At 65.6% G+C, this 22,334-nt stretch carries 14 protein-coding genes; 9 read left to right on the top strand and 5 right to left on the bottom strand.

The window, feature by feature from the left end; translation table 11 throughout:
• Positions 1 to 441: 441 nt before the first annotated feature.
• Positions 442 to 1,476 (bottom strand): LacI family DNA-binding transcriptional regulator, encoded by a 1,035-nt coding sequence (locus V6M50_RS15100; protein ID WP_332819398.1) that lies wholly within the window; start codon positions 1,474 to 1,476, stop codon positions 442 to 444.
• Positions 1,477 to 1,796: 320 nt separating this feature from the next.
• On the opposite strand from V6M50_RS15100, the gene V6M50_RS15105 reads away from it, so the two are divergent.
• The 5 genes from V6M50_RS15105 (at position 1,797) to V6M50_RS15125 (ending at position 11,660) form a co-directional block, all read left to right on the top strand.
• Positions 1,797 to 4,550, top strand: a complete 2,754-nt coding sequence (locus V6M50_RS15105; protein WP_332819399.1) for a TonB-dependent receptor — start codon at positions 1,797 to 1,799, stop codon at positions 4,548 to 4,550.
• A gap of 95 nt (positions 4,551 to 4,645) precedes the next feature.
• Positions 4,646 to 6,154, top strand: coding sequence for a tryptophan halogenase family protein (locus V6M50_RS15110; protein WP_332819400.1), 1,509 nt, complete (start codon positions 4,646 to 4,648; stop codon positions 6,152 to 6,154).
• A complete protein-coding gene (locus V6M50_RS15115; RefSeq protein WP_443030525.1) occupies positions 6,151 to 7,956 on the top strand; it encodes an alpha-amylase family glycosyl hydrolase in 1,806 nt (601 codons plus the stop codon). The genes V6M50_RS15110 and V6M50_RS15115 overlap by 4 nt, the downstream gene beginning before the upstream one ends.
• Before the next feature lie 12 nt (positions 7,957 to 7,968).
• Positions 7,969 to 9,615: an alpha-amylase family glycosyl hydrolase gene (locus V6M50_RS15120; RefSeq protein ID WP_332819401.1), complete on the top strand. Its 1,647-nt coding sequence runs from the start codon at positions 7,969 to 7,971 to the stop codon at positions 9,613 to 9,615.
• Positions 9,615 to 11,660, top strand: a complete 2,046-nt coding sequence (locus tag V6M50_RS15125; RefSeq protein ID WP_332819402.1) for a glycoside hydrolase family 97 protein — start codon at positions 9,615 to 9,617, stop codon at positions 11,658 to 11,660. Before V6M50_RS15120 ends, V6M50_RS15125 begins: the two co-directional genes overlap by 1 nt.
• A 51-nt stretch (positions 11,661 to 11,711) precedes the next feature.
• On the opposite strand, the gene V6M50_RS15130 is transcribed toward V6M50_RS15125, so the two are convergent.
• Positions 11,712 to 13,082 carry an aminotransferase-like domain-containing protein gene (locus tag V6M50_RS15130; protein ID WP_332819403.1) on the bottom strand — a complete coding sequence of 457 codons (1,371 nt, stop codon included), beginning with the start codon at positions 13,080 to 13,082 and terminating at the stop codon, positions 11,712 to 11,714.
• Complete coding sequence (locus V6M50_RS15135; protein WP_332819404.1) at positions 13,072 to 13,509, bottom strand: DUF983 domain-containing protein; 438 nt, start codon at positions 13,507 to 13,509, stop codon at positions 13,072 to 13,074. The genes V6M50_RS15130 and V6M50_RS15135 overlap by 11 nt, the downstream gene beginning before the upstream one ends.
• Before the next feature lie 311 nt (positions 13,510 to 13,820).
• Between V6M50_RS15135 and V6M50_RS15140 the strand changes: the two genes are divergently transcribed.
• The 4 genes from V6M50_RS15140 to V6M50_RS15155 all read left to right on the top strand — a co-directional run bounded on the left by V6M50_RS15140 (position 13,821) and on the right by V6M50_RS15155 (position 21,458).
• Complete coding sequence (locus V6M50_RS15140) at positions 13,821 to 15,167, top strand: PAS domain-containing protein (protein WP_443030529.1); 1,347 nt, start codon at positions 13,821 to 13,823, stop codon at positions 15,165 to 15,167.
• A 184-nt stretch (positions 15,168 to 15,351) separates the two neighbouring features.
• Positions 15,352 to 20,037 carry an NAD-glutamate dehydrogenase gene (locus V6M50_RS15145; RefSeq protein ID WP_443030526.1) on the top strand — a complete coding sequence of 1,562 codons (4,686 nt, stop codon included), beginning with the start codon at positions 15,352 to 15,354 and terminating at the stop codon, positions 20,035 to 20,037.
• 152 nt (positions 20,038 to 20,189) lie between these two features.
• The gene (locus V6M50_RS15150; RefSeq protein ID WP_332819407.1) at positions 20,190 to 21,053 is read left to right on the top strand and encodes an ATP-grasp domain-containing protein; all 864 of its coding nucleotides are present in this window, start codon (positions 20,190 to 20,192) and stop codon (positions 21,051 to 21,053) included.
• A gap of 6 nt (positions 21,054 to 21,059) precedes the next feature.
• Positions 21,060 to 21,458, top strand: a complete 399-nt coding sequence (locus V6M50_RS15155; protein WP_332819408.1) for a hypothetical protein — start codon at positions 21,060 to 21,062, stop codon at positions 21,456 to 21,458.
• Here the strand turns inward: V6M50_RS15155 and V6M50_RS15160 are convergent.
• Positions 21,455 to 21,706, bottom strand: coding sequence for a ribbon-helix-helix domain-containing protein (locus tag V6M50_RS15160; protein ID WP_332819409.1), 252 nt, complete (start codon positions 21,704 to 21,706; stop codon positions 21,455 to 21,457). The genes V6M50_RS15155 and V6M50_RS15160 overlap by 4 nt on opposite strands.
• On the bottom strand, positions 21,688 to 22,236 hold the full coding sequence (locus V6M50_RS15165) for a DUF7010 family protein (RefSeq protein WP_332819410.1): 549 nt from the start codon (positions 22,234 to 22,236) through the stop codon (positions 21,688 to 21,690). The genes V6M50_RS15160 and V6M50_RS15165 overlap by 19 nt, the downstream gene beginning before the upstream one ends.
• Positions 22,237 to 22,334 lie beyond the last annotated feature (98 nt).

Consider the following 22,334-nt stretch of genomic DNA (forward strand, 5'->3'; position numbering starts at 1 on the left):
AACGACCGGTTGCAGTCATCCAACTTCTCGTCACCCCGGGCTTGACCCGGGGCCTGCCTTGTCTTTTCTCGGTTGGGAAGAAGGAAGGCGGGTCCCGGGTCAAGCCCGGGATGACGAATAAGGGCCGTCCGCTTCCCACCCCAAAGCAGGCACGCCTTCAAATAAGCCTTTCCTACATTATCCGGCTGTGCCAGCCTTCGCCCGGCTCTTTCATTTGCTGGATAAAAGCGGTCGCTGCCTGGCTTGCGGGTACGGCTACGGCGGGGCGTGCCGGACGCGTCCAGCACGCCGCGAGGTCCAAATCGGGCGATGCATAGGGCTGAACTTTCCTGAACTTTGGAATGATGACGCGGCATGCCGACCTCTTCATCCATCGTCACCCCGGACGAAAGAAGACGAGGTACGAGGCAACCACCCCAAAGCCGCCGTTGCAACGCATGTCTAAACCGCGGTGCTCTGCCGCCGGATCAGCCGCGCGGGCAGCATCCTCGGCTCGACCGGTCGGTCATCGATGCTGTCCAGCAGTGCATCGACGAGCAATGTCCCCGCGCCCTTCATATCCTGCATCACAGTGGTCAGCGTCGGCGAGGTCAGGCTGGCCGAGGGGATGTCGTCGAAACCGATGACCGCGACGTCGGCGGGCAGGCGTAGCCCGGCTTCGGCCAGCGCGCGCATCGCCCCGATCGCGATCAGGTCGCTAGCGGCGAAGATCGCGTCGAACGGCTTGCCGCCCGCGAGGAGCGACTTTGCCGCGGCGTAACCCGATTCCTCCGACGATACCGCATCGCGCTGCAACGCCGCGTCGGGCTCGGCGCCCGCGGCGCGCATCGCGCGGCAAAGCCCGGTATAGCGGTCCTGGAATTCGGGGGCATGGTCCGACGCGTCGCCGAGGAAGGCGATGTGGCGCCGCCCGATCTCGACCAGATGTTCGCCCGCCTGCTCGCCCGCGCCGACATTGTCAGATCCGACGGTCAACCCGATGCTGTCGTCGGACACCGATCCCCAGCGCACGAACTTCGTCCCCATCTCGACCAGATGCTCGAGCTTGCTGCGGTAGAGCTGATAGTCGCCATAGCCCAGGAGGATGATTCCGTCGGAGCGGTGGCTGTCCTGATAGGCGACGTGCCAGTCGTTGTGCATCTGCTGGAAACTGATGAGGAGGTCATAGCCGCGCAGCGCGCATTCGCGCGTGATCGACCCGAGCATCGACAGGAAGAAGGGGTTGATCATCGATTCGTCGGGAGTCGGATCCTCGAAAAAGAGCAGCGCGAGCGTGTGGGTCCGCTGCGAGCGCAGGCTCGAGGCGTTCTTGTCGACTGTGTAATTGAGTTCCTGCGCGATGCGCTGAATGTTGGCGCGGGTCGCGGCGCTGACCGATTTGCTGCCGCGCAGCGCGCGCGACACGGTGGGCTGCGACACGCCCGCGAGGTACGCGATGTCGAAACTCGTCGGCTTGGTCGAGGGCTGGCGCCCCATGCTGATCTCCCGGTCGCGGCGGCCTTATCGCTGGCCGCTGCTCGGCAAGAGCCTAGCGATTGGTCCGGTCGATGCCAAGAATTTGCATGGGGCCGAATCCCCAGGTTTGCGCCGCAAAAAGCGTGACATTCCGGTGACAGCGCACCCGCCTGCATAATATGCGTATACGTATACCCACTGGTCGCATCCACCGATTGGCTCCAATTGACCCTCAAGATGGGAAAACCCACGCTTCGTCGAGAGGATGCCGCGCGGCGCGATTGCCGCCCCCTTTTGCCGTCGCCTGGGTCCGACCGCCCGTCGCAGCAGGGGAGTTTTACATGACCAGATCGATCAGCCTTCGCCGTGGTGCCAGCGCCATCGCGCTCGGCTTTGCCTTGACCGCTTTCGTGCCCGGCGCCGCGATGGCGCAGGACAGCACGGCCGCTCCGGTCGCCGACGAAGCGCCGACCGATGGCGAAATCGTCGTCAGCGGCATTCGCGGCGCGATCAACAATTCGGTCCAGGCAAAGAAGGCGAACACATCGATCGTCGAGGTGGTCTCGGCCGAAGACATCGGCAAGCTGCCCGACCTGTCGATCGCCGAATCGCTGTCGCGCCTCCCGGGCCTTGCGACGCAGCGTCTCGACGGCCGCGCCAATGTCGTGTCGATCCGCGGCCTTGCCCCCGACTTCACCACGACGCTGCTCAACGGCCGCGAACAGGTGTCGGCGAGCAACAATCGCGGCGTCGAGCTCGACCAATATCCGTCCGAACTGCTCAACGGCGCCATCGTCTACAAGACCCCCGACGCGTCGCTGATCGGACAGGCGCTGGGCGGTACGATCGATATGCGGACGGTGCGTCCGCTCGCCTATGGCAAGCGCACGATCGCGGCCGGCGCACGCTTCGAAGTCAACGATCTCGGCAAGCTCAACCCCGACATTTCGAACAAGGGGTATCGCGCGAACATCTCCTATATCGACCAGAACGCCGACGGCACGCTCGGTTGGGCGATCGGCTATGCGCGCATGCAGTCGCCGACGGCCGAAGAACGGTTCAACGCCTGGGGCTATCCCGAGGCGACCGACGGAACGAACACCGCTTTCATCATCGGTGGCGCCAAGCCCTATGTGAAATCGAACGAACTGAAGCGTGACGGCGTGATGGCGGTCGTCGAATGGGAGCCGAGCGACAAGTTCCACACGACGATCGACGGCTATTGGTCGAAGTTCAAGGACGAACAGCGCCTGCGCGGCATCGAATTCCCGCTCTTCTGGGGCAATTCGACGCTCCAGCCCGGCTTCACCATCGAAGACGGTCTGGTGACGAAGGGTGTCTGGACGGGCACCGAGGCGGTGATGCGCAACGACGTCGTCCATCGCAACTCGACGATCATCGCCGGCGGCTGGAACACCCAGTTCAAGCCCAACGAGAAACTGACGTTCGAACTCGACCTTGGCTATTCGCGGATCAAGAAGACCGAGGAAAATCTCGAAATCTATCTCGGCACCGGCCGCGGTCAGGGCGTCGGCGCGCGCGAAACCGCGCTCGGGTTCGAAATGCGCCCGAACGGCGGCATCATGTTCGACCCTTCGCTCGACTATGCCGACCCCAATCTGTTCGTGATCACCGATCCGCAGGGCTGGAACAGCTGCGGCGGCGCGGTTCCCAACTGCCAGGACGGCTTCGTCAACACGCCGCGAATCAAGGATGAGCTGAAATCGCTGCGCCTGCAGGCGACCCAGGAACTCGACGGCGTGATCAGCAGCCTGCGCGTCGGCGCCAATTATTCGGACCGCGAGAAGAGCCTCGACGACCGCGGCTTCGTGCTGACCAGCAAAAATTATCCGGCCAACACCGCGGTGCCCGCCGATTATCTCTACGACCCGGTGTCGCTCGATTTCATCGGCATCCCCGGCATGGTCGCGTTCGACAGCTGGCGTTTCTACAATGACGGAAACTACACGCTCACCGACGGCGCCGGCTTTGATCCGGCCCGCGTCTTCAACGATTATACCATCCGCGAAAAGGTCCTGACCGGTTTCGTCCAGGCGAATTTCGACACCGATGCGGGGAGCACCCCCATCCGCGGCAATGTCGGCGTCCAGATCGTTCACTCGGACCAGACGGGTTCGAGCTTTTATGCGCAGGTCGTCGGCGGCGTAACCCAGTCGACGCCGGTTACCGATGGCGACACCTATACCGACATCCTGCCGAGCATGAACCTGTCGGTCGAATTTGCCGACAACACCTTCCTGCGCTTCGGCGCGGCGCGCATGCTGGCGCGCGCGCGCATGGATCAGCTCAAGCCCGGCGGCGGCGTCAATTTCGATACGTCGAAGCGCAACAACACCGACGTCAACGCTTCGCCCTGGTCGCTCGATCTGGGCAATGCGAAGCTGCGTCCGTTGATGGCCGACACGGTCGATGTCGGGGTGGAGAAATATTTCGGCCAGGGCGGTTATGTCTCGCTCGGCGGCTTCTACAAATATCTCGAAAATTACATCTATCGCCAGGTCAATCCGTTCGACTTCACCGACTTCGAGGTTCCCGACGGCGGAACGGTCGGCACGCGGGCTGGGCTCAGCAAGCAGTGGCTGAACGGCAATGCCGGGCGCGTCTACGGCGCCGAAGCCTCCTTCTCGCTGCCCTTCGCAAACTTCACCCAATCGCTCGACGGCTTCGGGGTGCTGGCCAGCGCCTCCTATACCAAGAGCCGCGTGCGCGAAGGCGGGCCCGACTCGATTTCGATGCCCGGCCTGTCGAAATGGGTCGTGAACGGAACCGCCTATTTCGAAAAGGCCGGTTTCCAGGTGCGTGCGTCGGGCCGCTATCGTTCCAAATTCCTCGCCGAGGTTTCGACCATCAGCCTTGCCCGCGACATGTTCATGGCCAAGAGCGAGTTCGTGGTCGATGCGCAGGTCGGCTATACCTTCCAGAGCGGTGCGCTCGAAGGGCTGGGCGTGCTGTTCCAGGCATCGAACCTCACGAACGAGCCTTTCGTGACCTATTACAACAATGATCCTCGCCAGATCCGCGACTATCAGAACTATGGTCGCAACTTCATGGCCGGTATCACCTACAAGTTCTGACATGACAGGTGGGCCGGCCGGAAACCCCGGCCCACTTGTTTGCGGGACTGAAGGCCCTTCGGCGGCGGGCGAGCGGCATGAGAGGAACGGACAGGGTGGGCGATAGTCGCATCACGAAGGTGGTGATCGTCGGGGGCGGAACGGCGGGCTGGATGGCTGCCGCGGCGCTGTCCCGCACGATGGAGAATCTCTCGATCCGGCTGATCGAAAGCGACGAGATCGGCACGGTCGGCGTTGGCGAGGCGACCATTCCGGCGATCCGCTTGTTCAATGCCCTGATCGGCATCGACGAGGATGAATTCATCCGCGAAACGCGCGGGACGTTCAAGCTGGGCATCCAGTTCCACGACTGGGGCCGGATCGGCGACGTCTATATGCACGCCTTCGGTCAGATCGGGCGCAGCCTCGGCATGCTGTCCTTTCCGCAATATTGGCTTCGCGGGCGAGCCGAAGGCGTCGCGGGCCGGCTCGGCGATTATTCGCTGAACGAAACCGCGGCGCACGCAAACCGCTTCGCGCGGTTACCACAGATTCCGAGCACAAGTCTTGATGGCATCGCCTATGCCTTTCATTTCGACGCCGCGCTTTATGCCGCCTATCTGCGCAAGATCGCCGAACGGGCGGGGGTCGAACGGACCGAGGGCAAGATCGCCAGCGTCCGGCGCAATGCCGAAACCGGCCATATCGAGGCCGTCGTGCTGGAAAAGGGCACGGCGATCGACGGCGAGCTCTTCATCGACTGCTCGGGCTTTCGCGCGCTGCTGATCGAGGAGGCGCTCGGAACCGGCTTCGAGGACTGGACGCACTGGCTTCCCTGCGACCGCGCGATCGCGGTGCCGAGCGAAAATGCCGGCCCGGCGCGGCCCTATACGCAGGCGATCGCGCATAAGGCCGGCTGGCAATGGCGCATTCCGCTCCAGCACCGGACCGGCAACGGCCATGTCTATTGCAGCGACTTCATCAGCGAGGATGAAGCGACCGCGGTCCTGCTCGCCAATGTCGAGGGCCGCCCGCTCGCCGAACCGCGAACGCTGCGCTTCCGGACCGGCATGCGCAGCCAAGCGTGGAACTTCAATGTCGTCGCACTGGGCCTTGCCTCGGGTTTCCTTGAGCCGCTCGAATCGACCAGCATCCACCTGATCCAGAACGGCATCGCCAAGCTGCTGTCGCATTTTCCCGATCGCGATTTCGATGCGGCCAACATCGATGCCTATAATCGCCGTATCCGCTTCGATTACGAACGCATCCGCGACTTCGTCATCCTCCACTACCACGCGAACGAGCGCACCGACTCGCCCTTCTGGATCCGCTGCCGCGAGATGGAAATTCCGGAGACGCTGGCCCAAAAAATCGACCTGTTCCGAAGCCAGGGCCAGATCGTTCGCGAAGGCGACGAGTTGTTCGTCGAAATCGGCTGGTTCCAGGTGCTGGCGGGCCAGAATATCGAACCCAAGGGCTATCATCCGATGGCCGACGCGCTGACCCGCGAGGAATTGTCGGGCTTTTTCGCCGACATCGGGACGATTGTCGCGGGCGCCGCGTCGCGCCTGCCCACCCATGAGGATTTTATCGCGCAGCATTGCGCGGCAGGAGTGCCCGCGTGAGCCTTTTCACCTCCCTCATCGCGCTGACCCTCGCGGGCGCCGCGCCTGCTGCGGTGCCGGCCGAGGATTATCGCCGGCGGCCGCCCGAGGATGAGGTCATCTATTTCGTCCTTCCCGACCGTTTCGAAAATGGCGATGCGAAGAACGACCAAGGCGGGCTGAAGGGCGGCCGGCTCCAGACCGGCTACGATCCCGCCGCCAAGGGCTTTTTCCATGGCGGCGACCTCGCGGGCCTCACCAAGCGGCTCGACTATATCGAGGGGCTGGGGACGACCGCGATCTGGTTCGCGCCGATATTCAAGAACAAGCCGGTGCAGGGGCCGAAGGGCGACGAGAGCGCGGGCTATCATGGCTACTGGGTCACCGACTTCACCCAGGTCGATCCGCATTTCGGCACCAATGCCGAGTTCAAGGCCTTCGTCGATGTGGCGCACAAGCGCGGGATGAAGGTCTATATGGACATCATCGCCAACCACACCGCCGACGTGATCCGGTACAAGGAAGGCGAGGCGGAGGGTTTCCCCTATCGCGCGATCGCCGACTATCCCTTTTCGCGGCGCGGCGGGATCGGCGGCGCGCCGATCAATCCGGGGTTCGCGGGCGACCATGTCGCCGGCGCGGAGAATTGGAAAAAGCTGACCGATCCGGGTTTCGCTTACACCCCCGTCGTCCCCAAGGGCGAGGAGACGGTAAAGGTCCCGGCCTGGCTCAACGATCCGGCCTATTACCATAATCGCGGGAACAGCAATTGGGTCGGCGAGTCGGCGCTCTATGGCGATTTTTCGGGGCTCGACGATCTCGCGACCGAGAACCCGCGCGTCGTCGACGGTTTCATCGACATCTTCGGCCGCTGGATCGACGACTTCGGTATCGACGGCTTTCGCATCGATACCGCGAAGCATGTGAATCCCGAATTCTGGCAGGCGTTCGTGCCCGCGATGCGGGCGCGCGCGAAGGCGCGCGGCATCCCCAATTTCCACATCTTCGGCGAGGTCTATATCGATGCGGTCGATCCGGGCGCGCTCGCGTGGCACACGCATGCGGCGGGGCTGCCCGCGGTGCTCGACTTCGGCTTTGCGCGCGCCGCGATCGATGCGGTCAGCGGGACGAAGGGCACCGACCAGTTTGCGAAGCTGTTCGACGGCGACCTGCTTTATAAGGGCGGCGCGGCGGCGGCGCTTCAGCTGCCGACCTTCCTCGGCAACCACGACATGGGCCGCTTCGCGATGTTCGTGAAGGCGGCGAACCCGGGGGCGAGCGAGGCCGAACTGCTTCAGCGCGTGACGCTTGGGCACAGCCTTTTGCTGACGCTGCGCGGCGTGCCGACGATCTATTATGGCGACGAGCAGGGGTTTGTGTCCGACGACAAGGACCAGCTTGCGCGCGAGGACATGTTTGCCTCGAAGGTCGCCGCCTATAACGACAACGACCTGATCGGCAGCGACGCGACGACCGCGGCCGCGAATTTCGACCCCGCGCACCCGCTCTATCGCCATATCGCGGCGCTCGCCGAAATCCGCCGCAAGACCCCCGCATTGACGCGCGGCGCGACCAAGGTCCGCGCTTTCTCCGAAAAGCCGGGCCTGCTCGCCATCTCGCGCTTCGACCCCGACACCGGGCGCGAGGTCGTGCTCGCGTACAATACGTCTGCAGCGCCGTTGTCGGCGAACATTGCCATCGATACGAAAAGCGCGGGCTTTACCGCGCTCCACGGCGATTGCCCGGCAAGTCCTGCCGCGCCGGGCAGCCTCCACCTCTCCCTCCCCGCCTTTGGCACCATCATCTGCCAGGCCAGCGAATAAGCGGAACCCAGCGTGACGACGAACCAGCCCCTCGTTCAGGACCAGACTTTGCCCGCTGCCGCCGCCAACCCATGGTGGAAGGGCGCGGTGATCTATCAGGTCTATCCGCGCAGCTTCGCCGATTCGAACGGCGACGGCATCGGCGACCTTGCCGGCATCACCGCGCGGCTCGACTATATCGCCGCGCTCGGCGTCGACGCGATCTGGCTGTCGCCCTTCTATCCCTCGCCGATGGACGATTTCGGATATGACATCGCCGATTATTGCGGGGTCGATCCGATCTTCGGATCGCTCGCCGATTTCGATGCGCTCGTCGCCCGCGCGCACGCGCTGGGGCTGAAGGTCACCACCGACCTCGTCTTCGCGCACACGTCGGACCAGCACGCGTGGTTTGCGGAGAGCCGGGCGAGCCGCGAAAATGCCAAGGCCGACTGGTATGTCTGGGCCGACGCGAAACCCGACGGGTCGCCGCCGACCAACTGGCAGTCGGTGTTCGGCGGCCCGGCGTGGACGTGGGATGCGCGGCGCGGCCAATATTTTATGCACAATTTCCTTGGCACCCAGCCGCAGCTCAATGTGCATAGCCGCGAGGTGCAGGACGCGCTGCTCGGCGTCGTGCGCTTCTGGCTCGACCGCGGCGTCGACGGGTTCCGCATCGATGCGATCAACTTCTCGATGCACGACCCCGAACTGCGCGACAATCCGCCCGCGCCGCCGTCGAACAAGGTCCGCACCCGGCCGTTCGATTTCCAGCAGAAAATCTACAACCAGTCGCACCCCGACATCGCGCTCTTCCTCGAACGCATCCGCGCGCTGACCGATGAATATCCGGGCCGCTTCACGGTGGCCGAAGTCGGCGGCGACGACGCGGTGCGCGAGATGAAGCTGTTCACCGCGGGCGAGCGCCGGCTCAACAGCGCCTATGGCTTCGATTTCCTCTATGCCGACCGCCTGACGCCGCAGCTGGTGCGCGAGGCGGCCGAACAATGGCCCGACGTGCCGGGGCTCGGCTGGCCGAGCTGGGCGTTCGAGAATCACGATGCGCCGCGCGCGGTGTCGCGCTGGACCCCCAAGGGTGTCGACAGCGCCGCCTATGCGCGGATGAAGATGGCGCTGCTCTGCGCGCTACGCGGCAATATCATCCTCTATAATGGCGAGGAGCTGGGGCTCGACCAGGTCGAGATTCCGTTCGAGCTGGTGAAGGATCCCGAAGCGCTCAAGAACTGGCCGCTGACGCTGTCGCGCGACGGCGCGCGGACGCCGCTGCCCTGGGCCGCCACCGAGGCGAACGCGGGCTTTTCCGCCGCCGATCCCTGGCTCCCGCTCGGCCCCGCGCATCGCGATCTGGCGGTCGACCGGCAGCAGGGCGACCCGCAATCGCTGCTCAACCTGACGCGCCAGCTCGTTGCATTGCGCGCCGCGCACCCTGCGCTGCGCCTCGGCCGTGACGACCGCTGGGTCGCTGAGGGTGACCTGCTCGCCTTCGACCGGATTGCCGATGGGCAGCATGTCCGCTGCCTGTTCAACCTCGGCGGCGAGCCGATCGCTATCGCGACGCACACTGCCGGCGGAACCCCATTTGTCGCGCTGAATGGCGCGGATGCGACGGCGCTGCCGCCATGCGGCGTCCTCTGGCTCAATCTTAAAGGAACAAATTGATGCGTAGCCTGATTGCCACCGTCGCCCTGCTCGCCGCCGCGGCAGCGCCCGCCATGGCGCAGGAGGCCCGCCCGTCGCAGACCGCGGCGTCGCCCGATGCCAGCATCACGCTCACCGTCTCGACCGACACCGACCAGCGGCCGACCTGGTCGCTGTCGCGCAAGGGCAAGCTGCTTATCGCGCCGTCGAAGCTGGGTTTTCTTTTGACCGACGGCATCGGCTTGCAGCGTGGTTTCGCGATCGAGGGCGCGGAAAAGGCGAGCGCCGACGGGAAATGGGAATTGCCGTGGGGCGAGCGCCGCTTCGTGCGCAATCACTACAATGAATTGCTCGTCCGCTTCCGCCAGCACGAAAGCTGGGGCGGGCATGCGATCAGCGTCCGATTCCGGCTCTTCAACGACGGCATCGGCTTTCGCTATGAATTGCCCGAGCAGGCGGGGCTGAAGACCGCGAAGATCGCCGACGAGGTCACCGAATATGACATCGTGCCCGAGGGCACCGCGTGGTGGATCACCGGTGGCGAGTGGAATCGCTACGAGCAAATCTATCAAAAAACGCCGATCGATGCGGTCGCGACCGCGCACACGCCTATCACGATGCGCCTCGACGACGGCACGCACCTCGCGTTCCACGAGGCGGCGCTGGTCGACTATTCGGGCATGTGGTTGAAGCGCGTCGAGGGGCGCAAGTTCCGCTCGACGCTGTCGCCCTCGTCGCGCGGCGCGCGGGTGATCCGCGACCTGCCGTTCAACACGCCGTGGCGAACGATCCGCATCGCCGATGATGCAGCGGGGCTGGTCGAAAGCGACCTTGAGCTCAACCTAAACGAACCGAACAAGCTCGGCGACGTGAGCTGGGTCAAGCCGATGAAATATATCGGCATCTGGTGGGGCATGATCCGCGGTCCGTGGAGCTGGGCCGAGGGGCCGCAGCATGGCGCGACCACCGAACGCACCAAGCAATATATCGACTTCGCGGCGAAGCACGGTTTCGGCGGCGTGCTCGTCGAGGGCTGGAATAAGGGCTGGAATGGCAACTGGTTCGGGCATGGCGACGAATTCAGCTTCACTGAGGCTTATCCCGATTTCGACCTGAAGGCGGTCACCGATTACGCGCGAAAGAAGGGCGTGACGCTGATCGGCCATCATGAAACCGGCGGCAATATTGCGGTTTACGAGGCGCAGCTGGACGATGCGATGAAGCTGTATGGCCAGCTTGGCGTCAAGGCCGTCAAGACGGGCTATGTCGCCGACGCCGGCGGGATCATCGCGCCCGGCGACACGCCCGGGACGACGCGCATGGAGTGGCACGACGGCCAGCGGCAGGTGCAGCACCATCTGAAGGTCGTGCAGACCGCCGCGAAGTACAAGGTCGCGGTCAACCCCCACGAGCCGGTGAAGGATACGGGCCTCCGCCGCACCTATCCCAACTGGGTCGCGCGCGAGGGCGCGCGCGGCATGGAATATAATGCCTGGAGCAACTTCGGCAGCGGCCCCGACCATGAACCGACGCTCGTCTACACCCGCATGCTGTCGGGCCCGATGGATTATACGCCGGGGGTGCTGAGCCTCGAAGGATCGAACAAGGCGCCGTTCGCCTCGACGCTCGCGAAGCAGCTCGGCCTTTATCTGGCGATCTACTCGCCGATCCAGATGGCCGCCGATTTCATCGAGAGCCTCGAGGCGCATCCGCGCGAGCTTGAGTTCATCAAACAGGTTCCCGCCGACTGGGCCGACAGTCGGCTGATCGCGGGCGAGGTCGGCGACTATGCGATCTTCGCGCGCAAGGACCGGAACAGCGCCGACTGGTATGTCGGCGGGGTCAACGACGCAACCGAACGCACGCTGACGCTGAACTTCGACTTCCTCGATGCGGGCAAGATCTACACCGCGACCGTCTATAAGGATGGCGAAGGTGCGACCTACCTCACCGACGCGCGGCACAAGATCGCGTACGAAACGGTCAAGGTGAAGAAGGGCGATACGTATAAGCTCTGGCTCGCCCCCGGCGGCGGCGCGGCGATCCGGCTGCACCCGGGGAAGTAAGGCCGAACCCCAATCCCGTCATCCCGGCCTTCGCCGGGATGACGATTGTTTCTAGACGATGGGGTTCGCCGCCCCGCCCGGCGACCAGAGCTGCGCGGCGAGCCGGTGCAGCGCGCGCGACAGGCCGCGCCGGTCGATCGTGCCGCCCAGCGAGACGCGCATCGCCTTGGGTGCATCGGCGGTCACCGCGAAGCGGTCCGACGCGACCGCCGACAGTCCGTCGAGCGCGACCGCGGCGGCGAGCCGGTCGGGCTGGCTGTCTTCGGGAAGCGGCAGCCAGAGGTGATAGCCTTGCGGATGCGCGGCATAGCGCGCCTCGCCCAGCACCGTGCGCGCCAGCTTCTGCCGCCACGCCGCCTCCTTGCGCACCGCGTCGACCAGCCGGTCGAAGCTGCCGTCGGCCAGCCACAGCGACACCATTGCGACATTGAGCGGCGGCGCCATCACCGCGCTTTCATGCTGGCACGATGCGAGCTGCATGGCCTCGGCGACGCCCGGCGCCCGGACGAAGCCGACGCGCAGCGCGGGCGAGATGATCTTGGCCACGCTCGCGATATACCAGCTGACCCCGGGCGCGAAGCTGGCGATGGCGGGAAGCGGTGCATCGGGCAGCAGGCCATAGGCGTCGTCCTCGATGATCTGGACGCCGGCGGCCTGCGCCCACGCCGCGATCTCCTGCCGCTCCTTCGCGGGTATCGTCGCGGCGGTCGGATTGTCGTTGGTCGGGACGACATAAAGCGCGCGCAGCGGCGCGGCATCATGCGCCTTTTCCAGCGCGGCGGCGGACATTTCCGCCAGCGGGACGAGCGCGATGCCGGTCCGCCGCGCAATCGCATGGAACCCCGTATAGATGAAGCGCCCGCACGCGACGCGGTCGCCGGGCTTCAGGATCGCCGCGGCGATGGCGTGCAGCGCATTTTGCCCGCCCGCGGTGACGACGACCTGTTCGGCCGCCGACGACAGGCCGGTGCGTGCGAGCAGGCCGGCGCCGGTTTCGCGGTCCGCCGCCGCACCGCCGGGGCGCTGGTAATACAGTCGCGCGAGGCCCTCGGGCTGCGCCAGCGTGCCGAGCGCCGCCGCCATCGCGTCGGGCAGCCCGGCCTCGGCGGGGATCGGCGGGTTGTTCATCGCGATGTCGCTTTGCGCCGCGGTCGCGACCTCGCCGGTCCGCGCGTCGTCGCTGACGAAGCTGCCCGCGCGCCCGCGCGCGACGATCAGCCCGCGTTGCCGCGCAAGGTCATAGGCCTTGGTGACGGTGGTGAGGTCGATCCCGAGCCGCGCGGCGAGGTCGCGCTGCGGCGGCAGACGGTCGCCGTGGCCAAGCTCGCCGCGCGCGACCGCGGCGGCGATTGCCGCGGTCACCGCCTTATATTTGGGCCCCGCGGTGGCGGCGATGTCGGGCAGCCACGCGTCAGCCGCCACGTCGTTCGTCCGCTTCGTACTTTTCGCGCGCATTCAGCTTTGCCCACAGATGTTCGGTCCCCGATTCCTGCGCCTTGTTCACATATTGCGACGCGACGAGCCAGCCCTTGATCGGCCGCAAGGGCAGCACGCATCCGATGACCATCACCGGGATCGAGAAGACCAGATGCACCCACAGCGGGGGGCTGTACATGATCTGCAGCCACACGATCACAAAGGTCAGCGGAAAGGCGACGATACATTGCGAGAAAAAGGCGGGGCCGTCGTCGGGGGCGGCGAAGCTGAAATCGAGGCCGCAATTCTCGCAGCGATCGGCCAGCTTCAGCCACGACCGGAACATAGGCCCCTCGCCGCATTCGGGGCATTTGCCATGCCAGCCGGCCCACAAAATCCACCGCAGCTTTTCGCTGCCAAGCTCAGCGCTCATCGCCTTCGACTCCAACGGACAATATACATGATACCATGCACAATCCATATTGTACTTCGGGCTGCGAATGAGAAGGATGATCTTATTCATATGATATAATTTGATAATTGAGAATTTTTGGCAATTTAGTATGGCTAAAATTGATATATGATCCATGCATAATTGCATCGTTCGGTGAAGATGTGCTGACAAAGGGGGCACGCGCCGGTAATCGGTGACCCAAGCGCCGTGGGCCGTCTCCTTCATCGTTTACGCCGCTTTTACCAGTTCCGGTGCATGACATGCCCAATGTTACCGGCTGGGGATAAATGATGGACAGCATGCGCGGACTGCTTTCGGGCAGCCACGGTCAGGATGACGCGGCGATCGATGCGCCGGTGGCCGTGGGCGTCGACGAGCGGCGGATGCAGGTGCGGGCCTATAATTACTGGGCCTCGCTGCTCGCCGACCGCGCTTATCCCTCGGTCGAGGATCTCGATCTCGACGGCGCCGATTTTGGCGCGCACTCGGTGCTGCTCGACTTCACCGCGGGAGTCGAAAATCCGGGCATCGCCTTTCTCGGCGACCGGTTGCGCGAAGAGTCGCAGATCGCCGATGACGTCCATTATATCAGCCAGATCCCCGGCCGGTCGCTGCTGTCGCGGCTGACCGATCATTATCTCCAGATCATCGCGAACCGCGCGCCGATCGGTTTCGAGGCCGAATTCGTCAACGATCGCGGCGTCACCATCATGTACCGCGGCATCCTGCTGCCCTTCTCGTCCGACGACGACACGATCGATTTCATCATGGGCGTGATCAACTGGAAGGAAGCGGTCGCCGCCGATCAGGCCGAGGAACTGCAACTGTCGGTCGAACAGGCGCTGCGCAGCGCCGCGCCGCTGACCGCGCCGGTGCCGGTATGGGCCGACGGCCCCGATTCGGAACATCTCGACGATCAGGTCGGGGGCGATGCCGCTCCCGGCTTTGCTGCGCTGGTCGATAGCGCAGGCGTACCGGTCGCGGCCGGCGCTCCGGCCGCCGCCGAACCGGAAACCGCCGAACCCGGTGACGATGCCGAGTTGGCCGACTGGTTGGCGCTTGCGCGCGAAACCGCCGAACGCGCGCTCGCCGCCGACAGCCGCAGCCGGAACGCGCTCTATCAGGCGGTCGGCAAGGCGTGGGATTTTGCGCTGGTTGCCGAGCAGCAGCCGGATGCCTTCGCCGCCTTGCTCGACGACGCCGGGCTGACGATGCAGGACCGCGCGCCGATGACGCCGGTGGTGAAGCTGGTTTTTGGCGCAACCTATGACAAGACGCGGCTTGCCGAATATGCTCTCGTGCTCAGCCATGCCAGGGACGAAGGCGTCGGCCGCGGCGAACTCGTCGCCTATCTCGATCGCTATCCGGGCGGGCTCAAGGGCTTGGTCAAGGACGCGCGTGCGCGCCGCAAGCCGGCCGACGATGCGGGTGAACGGCCCGACGAAAAGCTCGATGCGCTGCGCCGCGCGCATCCGGCGGTGATTCTCGAACATGACGCTGGCGATGCCGAGTTTGTCGTGCTGATCGCGCGCGCAATGCCCGGTGGACATATCGGCATCGTCGCCAAGGCGGCCGACGATCCAGCGCTGGTCGCGAAACTTGCGCGCAAGGCGGTTCCGATCACGCCCGGTGGTTGAGAGCGTTCACGCAACAGACAATCCCAAAATTGAAATTTTTTAACATGAGGCAGCGAACGAGGCCTTGAGCCGCGCGCGCCACAGGCGCATAGGGTGACCCAGCGAACGGGCCCCCGCCGATCGTCGGCAGGGATCCCCTCTTTGGTTCGGGATGCTGCACCTTATGCCTCAAAATACGTCCGACATGCCGGAAACGGACACGCCAACCACCTCCATCGCCAAAATTCCTCCGAAAATCGCCGCCGCCTATCTGGCCGCGCTGCGTGGCAGTGCGCTGCCGGGCGAGGGTGACGATATGGACAAGACGGCGCTCGCCGACGCGGGCCAGTTCGCCGCGCGCGCAGCGCTCGACCGCGTCCCGGAAACGCCCTCGCTGCTGCTCGAACCGATCGCCGCCGACGGGACCGACCGCCGGATGCGGCTGGCGATCGTCAACGACGACATGCCGTTCCTCGTCGATTCGACGTCGCAGGTCGTGGCGGCGCAGGGGCTCGCGGTCCACCGCATCCTCCACCCCGTCGTGCCGGTAAAACGCGATGCCAGCGGGCATCTGCAGGAAGCAGGCGAGGGGCCGGGCCGCGAGTCGGTCATCTATATGGAACTCGAACGCGGCGACGCGCGTGCGCGCCGCCGGCTGCTCGACGCGGTCGAGGCGGCGCTGCGCGACGTGCGCGCCGCGGTGCGCGACTGGCGCGCGATGCGCGCGGCGATGCTCGCCGATGCCGCGATGCGCGTCGAGGGCGAAGCCGCCGAGCTGCTGCGATGGTTCGAGGGCGGGGCGATGACCCAGCTCGGCCATGAATGGCGCACGCGCGACGGCAAGGTACAGGATTCGCTGGGGGTCAGCGAGAGTGGCGAGACCCAGCTTCTGTCGCCTGCGGCGCTCGACGCGGCCTTCGCCTGGTTCGACAAGGGCGGACAGGCGCCGCTCTTGATCAAATCGAACCGGCTTTCGGCGGTGCACCGCCGCGTGCTGCTCGACCTCGTCATCGTTCCCGAGCTGAAGGGCAAGAAGGTCGAGCGCCTGTCGATCCACGCCGGCCTGTGGACCAGCGCGGCGCTGTCGGCGCGGCCCGACAAGGTCCCGATGCTGCGCGCGCAGCTCGAGGCGCTGATGGCGAAATTCGGTTTCGACCCGACGGGCCATGCGGGCAAGGCACTCGCGCACGCGCTCACCGCGCTGCCGCACGACCTGCTCATTGCGTTCGACGCTGCTTCGCTCGAGGAACTCGTGCTCACCTCGATGTCGATCACCGACCGGCCGCGGCCGAAGCTGGTGACGGTGCGCAGCGCGCTCGGCCGCCACCTGTTCGTGTTCGTCTGGCTGCCGCGCGACGAAGTGTCGACCGGCCGCCGCATCGCGGTCGAGGCGATGCTGGTGCGCGAAGCGAAAGCCGGGGTCATCGGCTGGACGATGGTGCTCGAGGATGGCGGCGCGGCGTTGCTGCGCTACACGCTTGACCTCCGCAGCGGCGGTGTCGTCCCCGATACCGACGCGCTCAACGCGCAGCTCGAACAGATGGTCCGCGGCTGGCAGCCCGAGGTGGAGGCGGCGCTGGCCAAGCGCGGCGACCCGGGGCGCGCCGCGGCGCTCGCGGCGCGTTTCGCGCCGACCTTCCCGCCCAATTACCGCAACCTCTATAATCCCGAGGAAGCCGCGCGCGACATCCTGCGCCTGCGCGACCTCGACGCCGATAATCCGCGCAGCGTCCGGCTCGCGCGCAAGAGCCTCGACGGCGACGACCGGCTGCGGCTCAAGGTCTATAGCGCGGTCGGCCCGCTCGCGCTGTCCGACGTCGTCCCCGCGCTCGAGCATTTCGGGTTCGAGGTGCTCGAGGAAATCCCGACCGCGCTTGGCCAAAGCCGCGCACCGGGCGCCGAGGGCGACGACGAGCAGCCGATCGTGATCCACGACTTCACGCTGCGCCTTCCCGCCAACGTCGACGAGCTGGCGCTGCTTCCCTATGCCGAGGTGCTCGAAGGCGCGATCGCCGCGGTGCTCGATGGCCGCGCCGAAAATGACGCATTCAACGAGCTCGTGCTCACCAACCAGACCGATCCGCGCGCGATCGTCTGGCTGCGCGCCTGGTTCCGCTACTTGCGCCAGGGCGGATCGGCCTATGGCATGGATACGGTCGTCAGCGCGCTGCGTCACGCCCCCGCGCTCACCGCCGCGCTGATCGAGCGCTTCGCGGCTCTCCACGATCCCAAGGCGCGCGACGAGGCCCGCGCCGCGGCGCTCGAAGCCGATATTCTCGCGGGCTTTGCCGACATCAAATCGATCGACGAGGATCGCATCCTGCGCCTCTTCCACGCGGTGATCGGCGCGACGCTGCGCACCAACGCCTTCGCCCCCGCCGCCGAAGAAGCGCTGGCGTTCAAGATCGATTCGAGCCTCGTCCCCGGCCTGCCCAAGCCGCTGCCGTGGCGCGAGGTGTGGGTCTATTCGCCGCGGGTCGAAGGCATTCACCTGCGCGCCGGCCCGGTCGCGCGCGGCGGGCTCCGCTGGTCCGACCGTCGCGACGACTTCCGTACCGAAATCCTCGGGCTGATGAAGGCGCAGCGCGTGAAGAACGCCGTGATCGTGCCGACCGGCGCGAAGGGCGGCTTCTATCCCAAGGCGTTGCCCGACGTGTCGCTCGACCGCGACGCCTGGTTCGCCGAGGGCACCGAATGCTATCGCATTTTCATCCGCTCGCTTCTGTCGATCACCGACAATCTGGTGGCGGGCAAGGTCGTGCATCCCAAGGGCGTCGTGATTCACGACGGCGACGATCCCTATTTCGTCGTCGCCGCCGACAAGGGCACCGCGACCTTCTCCGACGTCGCCAACGCGCTCGCGATGGAGCGCAAATTCTGGCTCGGCGATGCGTTCGCGAGCGGCGGGTCGAACGGTTATGACCATAAGGCGATGGGCATCACCGCCAAGGGCGCGTGGCTCTCGGTCCAGCGCCACTTCGCCGAAATGGGCGTCGATGTGCAGAGCGACACGATCCGCGTCGCCGGCTGCGGCGACATGTCGGGCGACGTGTTCGGTAACGGCATGCTGCTGTCGAAGGCGATCCAGCTCGTCGCGGCGTTCGACCATCGCCACATCTTCCTCGATCCCAATCCCGATCCGGCGAAAAGCTGGAAGGAACGCGAGCGGATGTTCGCGCTGCCGCGCTCGAGCTGGGCCGATTATAGCGCCAAGCTGATCTCGAAGGGCGGCGGCATCTTCCCGCGCAGTCAGAAGAGCATTCCTTTGAGCCCCGAGGTACAAGCGCTGCTCGGCCTGTCGGTGCCGGAAATCGACCCCGGCTCGCTGATCTCGGCGATCCTCAAGGCGCCGGTCGACCTCCTCTGGTTCGGCGGCATCGGCACCTATGTGAAGGCGGCGAGCCAGAATAATGCCGAGGTCGGCGATCCTGCGAACGACGCGCTGCGCGTCGATGCCGAGGATCTGCGCGTCCGCGCGGTGGGCGAGGGCGCGAACCTTGGTGTCACGCAGGCCGCGCGCATCGCCTTTTCGGCGAAGGGCGGGCGCATCAACACCGACTTCATCGACAATAGCGCCGGCGTCGACTGCTCGGATAATGAGGTCAATATCAAGATCGCGCTCAACCGCGAGATGGCCGAAGGACGGCTGGCGCAGGCGGACCGCGACGCGCTGCTCGTCCGCATGACCGACGATGTCTCGGCGCTGGTGCTCGAGGACAACAGGCTCCAGGCGCTCGCGCTGTCGATCGCCGAAAAGGGCGGGTCGGCGGGGGTTGCCTCGCTCGTCCGGCTGATGGAGACCTTCGAAGCCTCGGGCCGTCTCGACCGCAAGGTCGAAGGGCTGGCGGCGAACGACGAACTGCTCCGCCGCGCCGCCGAAGGGCGCGGGCTGACGCGCCCCGAACTCGCGGTGCTGCTGTCGACCGCGAAGCTCGCGCTGCAGGACGCGATCGAGCATAGCGACCTGCCGGGCGATCCGGCGCTTGGCAGCGATCTTGCCGCGGCCTTCCCGGCCGAGATGCAGCGTGATTTCGCGTCGGCGATCGCCGATCACCAGCTGCGCCGCGAAATCATCGCGACCAAGATCGCCAACCGCATCATCAACCGCATGGGCATCGTCCATCCTTTCGAACTGGTCGAAGAGGAAGGCTGCGCACTCGGCGACGTCGCCGCGGCGTTCGTCGCGGTCGAACGATTGCTCGACATGCCGGCGATCTGGGAGGCGCTCGACGCGGCGAGGATCGACGAAAGCGTGCGCCTCTCGCTGTTCAGCCAGGCGTCGTCGGCAATGACCTCGCAGATGGCCGACCTGCTTCGCGTCACCCAGACGCTGTCGCAGGCGGGGCCGGTCGTCGCGCGGCTCGAACCCGGGGTCGACCGCCTGATGACGGGTGTCGACGCGCTACTCAGTCCGTCGGTCAAACATCAGTGGGACATGCTCACCCAGCAACTGCTCGATGCGGGTGCGCCCGAGGCGCTCACCGCGGCTGTCGTCCGCCTGTTCAAGACCGACGGCGCGATCGGCATCGTCGACCTGGCCGAACGGCGCGGCGACGACGAGGTCGCGGTGACCCACGCCTTCACCCATTTGGGTGAAGCGCTGGGGCTCGACTGGGCGCAGACGCTGGCGGCGCATATGAGCCCCGCCGATCCATGGGAGCGCCTGTTGGTCAACAGCCTCGCGCGCGATTTCCAGCAGATGCGCCTGACTTTCCTCGCCGGCTTGCCGAAGGGCGATCTCGATACCGCGGTGACCAAATGGCTCGCCGATCACGCGGCGCGCATCGCGCAATTCCGCGCCACGGTCGATCGCGCACGGACGATCCCGAACCCGAATGGTGCTATGCTGTCGCATATCGCGGGGCAGGCACGCGGATTGTTGGGGCGGTAAGCAACACGCCCTCCCCTTCAGGGGAGGACAGCGAGACTTGCCAGCTTGCTGGCTTAGTCGCAGCGGGTGGGGGCCCATCGTCCTTGTGCAAGGTCGAGGCCCCCCACCCCAACCCTCCCCTGAAGGGGAGGGGCTTTAGGAAAGCTCCCTCCATGCCCTTCCAGCCCCGTGTCGCGATCCTCGTCCCGGCGCCTGACTATTACGAGAAATGGCAGCCCGCCTTTGCGCGCAAGGCGGTGGCGCTGGCTGCGGCCGGGCTGATCGTCGAGCAGCGGGTGTGGAGCGATCCCGGCGATCTGTCGGGCTATGATCTGGTCCTGCCGCTCTTTGCCTGGGGTTATCAGCGCGATGTCGCTGCCTGGTACGCGCTGCTCGACCGGCTGGAGGCCGAAGCCCTGCCGGTGGCCAATCCGGTGCCGGTGCTGCGCTGGAACAGCGACAAGGCGTATCTTGCCGAACTCGGGGCGGCGGGCGTCGCGGTGGTGCCGACGGTCGAGGTCGCGATGCTCGATAACGCCGCGCTTATGGATGCCCGCGCGGCGCTCGGTGTCGAAGAAGTCGTCATCAAGCCCGCCATCTCGGGCGGCGCCGATGGCACCCACCGTATCGCGTTGGGCGCGACGATCCCTGCCGATGCGCTTGGCCAGCGCCGGTTGGTCCAGCCCCTGATGGCCGGTATTCTGACCGAAGGCGAAGTTTCGCTATTCTTCTTCGCCGGCAAACTCAGCCACGCCATCGTCAAACGCCCTGCGTCGGGCGACTTCCGCGTCCAGGAACAGTTCGGCGGGCGCGAGAGCGCGTGGGATGCGAGCGATGCGGCGCAGGCTCTCGCCGCGGCGGCGCTGGCGGTCGCTCCGGCCCTGCCGGTCTACGCACGCGTCGATATGGTCGGCGACGCGGCGGGCAGGCTGCACATCATGGAGCTCGAACTGATCGAACCATCGCTGTTCCTGCATCACGCCCCCGACAAGGGCGCGGCGTTCGGGCATGCGGTGGCTGGGGCTTTGGTTGGATAAGCGGCGATGGGCGAGCAGGTTTCAGAACGACTGGTCGAGCAGCGCATACGCAACCGCATCATGGAAGCGCTCGACATGCTTTCGGACGGTGAAGAACATGTACAGATGGTCGGTTTCAGCGACTATTTTGAGCTGTTTTACGATTGGATTCCACACGGAGAAGATGGAGGATTTCCCGATCTGTCGACGTTGACCAAAGCGGAACAAGAGGCTCTGACTGAAGTCAGACAAGTATTAGATCAGGCTTGCGACAATACGCCAAAGGACATGTCGGAGCGGGCATTCATCGCGACGGGCTGGCCGCAACGCATCCAACCGATTGCGCGCCGGGCACTCGATCTCATGTTGGAACGCGGGCGATTCGACGAGAAAGTCGAAGAAACAGAGCCTTCCAAGGCGCTCTAATTTGCGTGGCGATTCCGCCAGAGCCACTGCCTGATCGCCGAGGTCAAATTCGGCGGATCGTCCGCCTCCATTCGCTCCACATCGATGCGCGCGACGAGCGCGTTGACCGGCAAAGACTGCCGCGCTGCCTCGGCCTCCAGCGCATCCCAGAACATCGGCTCGAGACTGATCGAGGTCGGGTGGCCGGCTATGGTGACCGAGCGTTTGACCGGGGGGTGGAGCGGAGCGCTCATGTTCGTGCGCGCCATCGCCGCAGGATCCATGCCGCCGCGACCAGTTCGATCGCGCCGACAAGGAAGCCGAGGTTGAGCGGAAGGCCGAAGCCGAACAGCGCCAGCCCAGCAACCAGCAGGATCGCCCCGCCGAGCGCCCAATAGGCGATCTCACCATACATGGTGCGAAAGAGGAAATAGCGCGCGCCCACGATGGCCGCGAAGGTGGGGATCGCAAGGTCGGGCGCGCGCACCAGCAAAACCCACGCGATCAGCACGCCGACGAACAGCGGGATCGTCGCTTCGATCGCCAGCGTTCCGAGCGCCTTGCCGGTGGTCGGTTTCGGGGCTTTGAATGTGATGCGTTCGATGAGCACCGCCAGCGGGTGGATCGTCATGCCGCCGACGAACAGCGCGGCGAAGGCCGCGATGGTGCCGTGAAGCTGCCACACCGCGCCGGCGATCAGCCAGACGAGGCCCGAAACGAGGACGCCGGACGCGCCGCCGGCGTAAGCGCGGGAGAGGTCTTGCTGCGCGGCGGAGAGCGAGGGTGCGGGTTCGGTCATGCTTGGTGTGTAGCGGCTTGGTTGGCGACGGCAAAGCCGCCGCCTGCCGTCAGACGGGGCGGCGATCTTTCGGATCGCCGCCCCGCTGGCCGTGCCGA

This window comes from Sphingopyxis sp., assembly GCF_036675685.1.
Classification (GTDB): Bacteria; Pseudomonadota; Alphaproteobacteria; order Sphingomonadales; family Sphingomonadaceae; genus Sphingopyxis.

Excerpts from the sequence above, each read along its gene's own strand:
- V6M50_RS15140 (WP_443030529.1), top strand. The coding sequence starts at position 13,821 with ATGGACAGCATGCGCGGACTGCTTTCGGGCAGCCACGGTCAGGATGAC.
- V6M50_RS15145 (WP_443030526.1), top strand. The coding sequence starts at position 15,352 with ATGCCGGAAACGGACACGCCAACCACCTCCATCGCCAAAATTCCTCCG.
- V6M50_RS15150 (WP_332819407.1), top strand. The coding sequence starts at position 20,190 with ATGCCCTTCCAGCCCCGTGTCGCGATCCTCGTCCCGGCGCCTGACTAT.
- V6M50_RS15135 (WP_332819404.1), bottom strand. The coding sequence starts at position 13,509 with ATGAGCGCTGAGCTTGGCAGCGAAAAGCTGCGGTGGATTTTGTGGGCC.
- V6M50_RS15160 (WP_332819409.1), bottom strand. The coding sequence starts at position 21,706 with ATGGCGCGCACGAACATGAGCGCTCCGCTCCACCCCCCGGTCAAACGC.
- V6M50_RS15125 (WP_332819402.1), top strand. The coding sequence starts at position 9,615 with ATGCGTAGCCTGATTGCCACCGTCGCCCTGCTCGCCGCCGCGGCAGCG.
- V6M50_RS15155 (WP_332819408.1), top strand. The coding sequence starts at position 21,060 with ATGGGCGAGCAGGTTTCAGAACGACTGGTCGAGCAGCGCATACGCAAC.
- V6M50_RS15105 (WP_332819399.1), top strand. The coding sequence starts at position 1,797 with ATGACCAGATCGATCAGCCTTCGCCGTGGTGCCAGCGCCATCGCGCTC.
- V6M50_RS15100 (WP_332819398.1), bottom strand. The coding sequence starts at position 1,476 with ATGGGGCGCCAGCCCTCGACCAAGCCGACGAGTTTCGACATCGCGTAC.
- V6M50_RS15165 (WP_332819410.1), bottom strand. The coding sequence starts at position 22,236 with ATGACCGAACCCGCACCCTCGCTCTCCGCCGCGCAGCAAGACCTCTCC.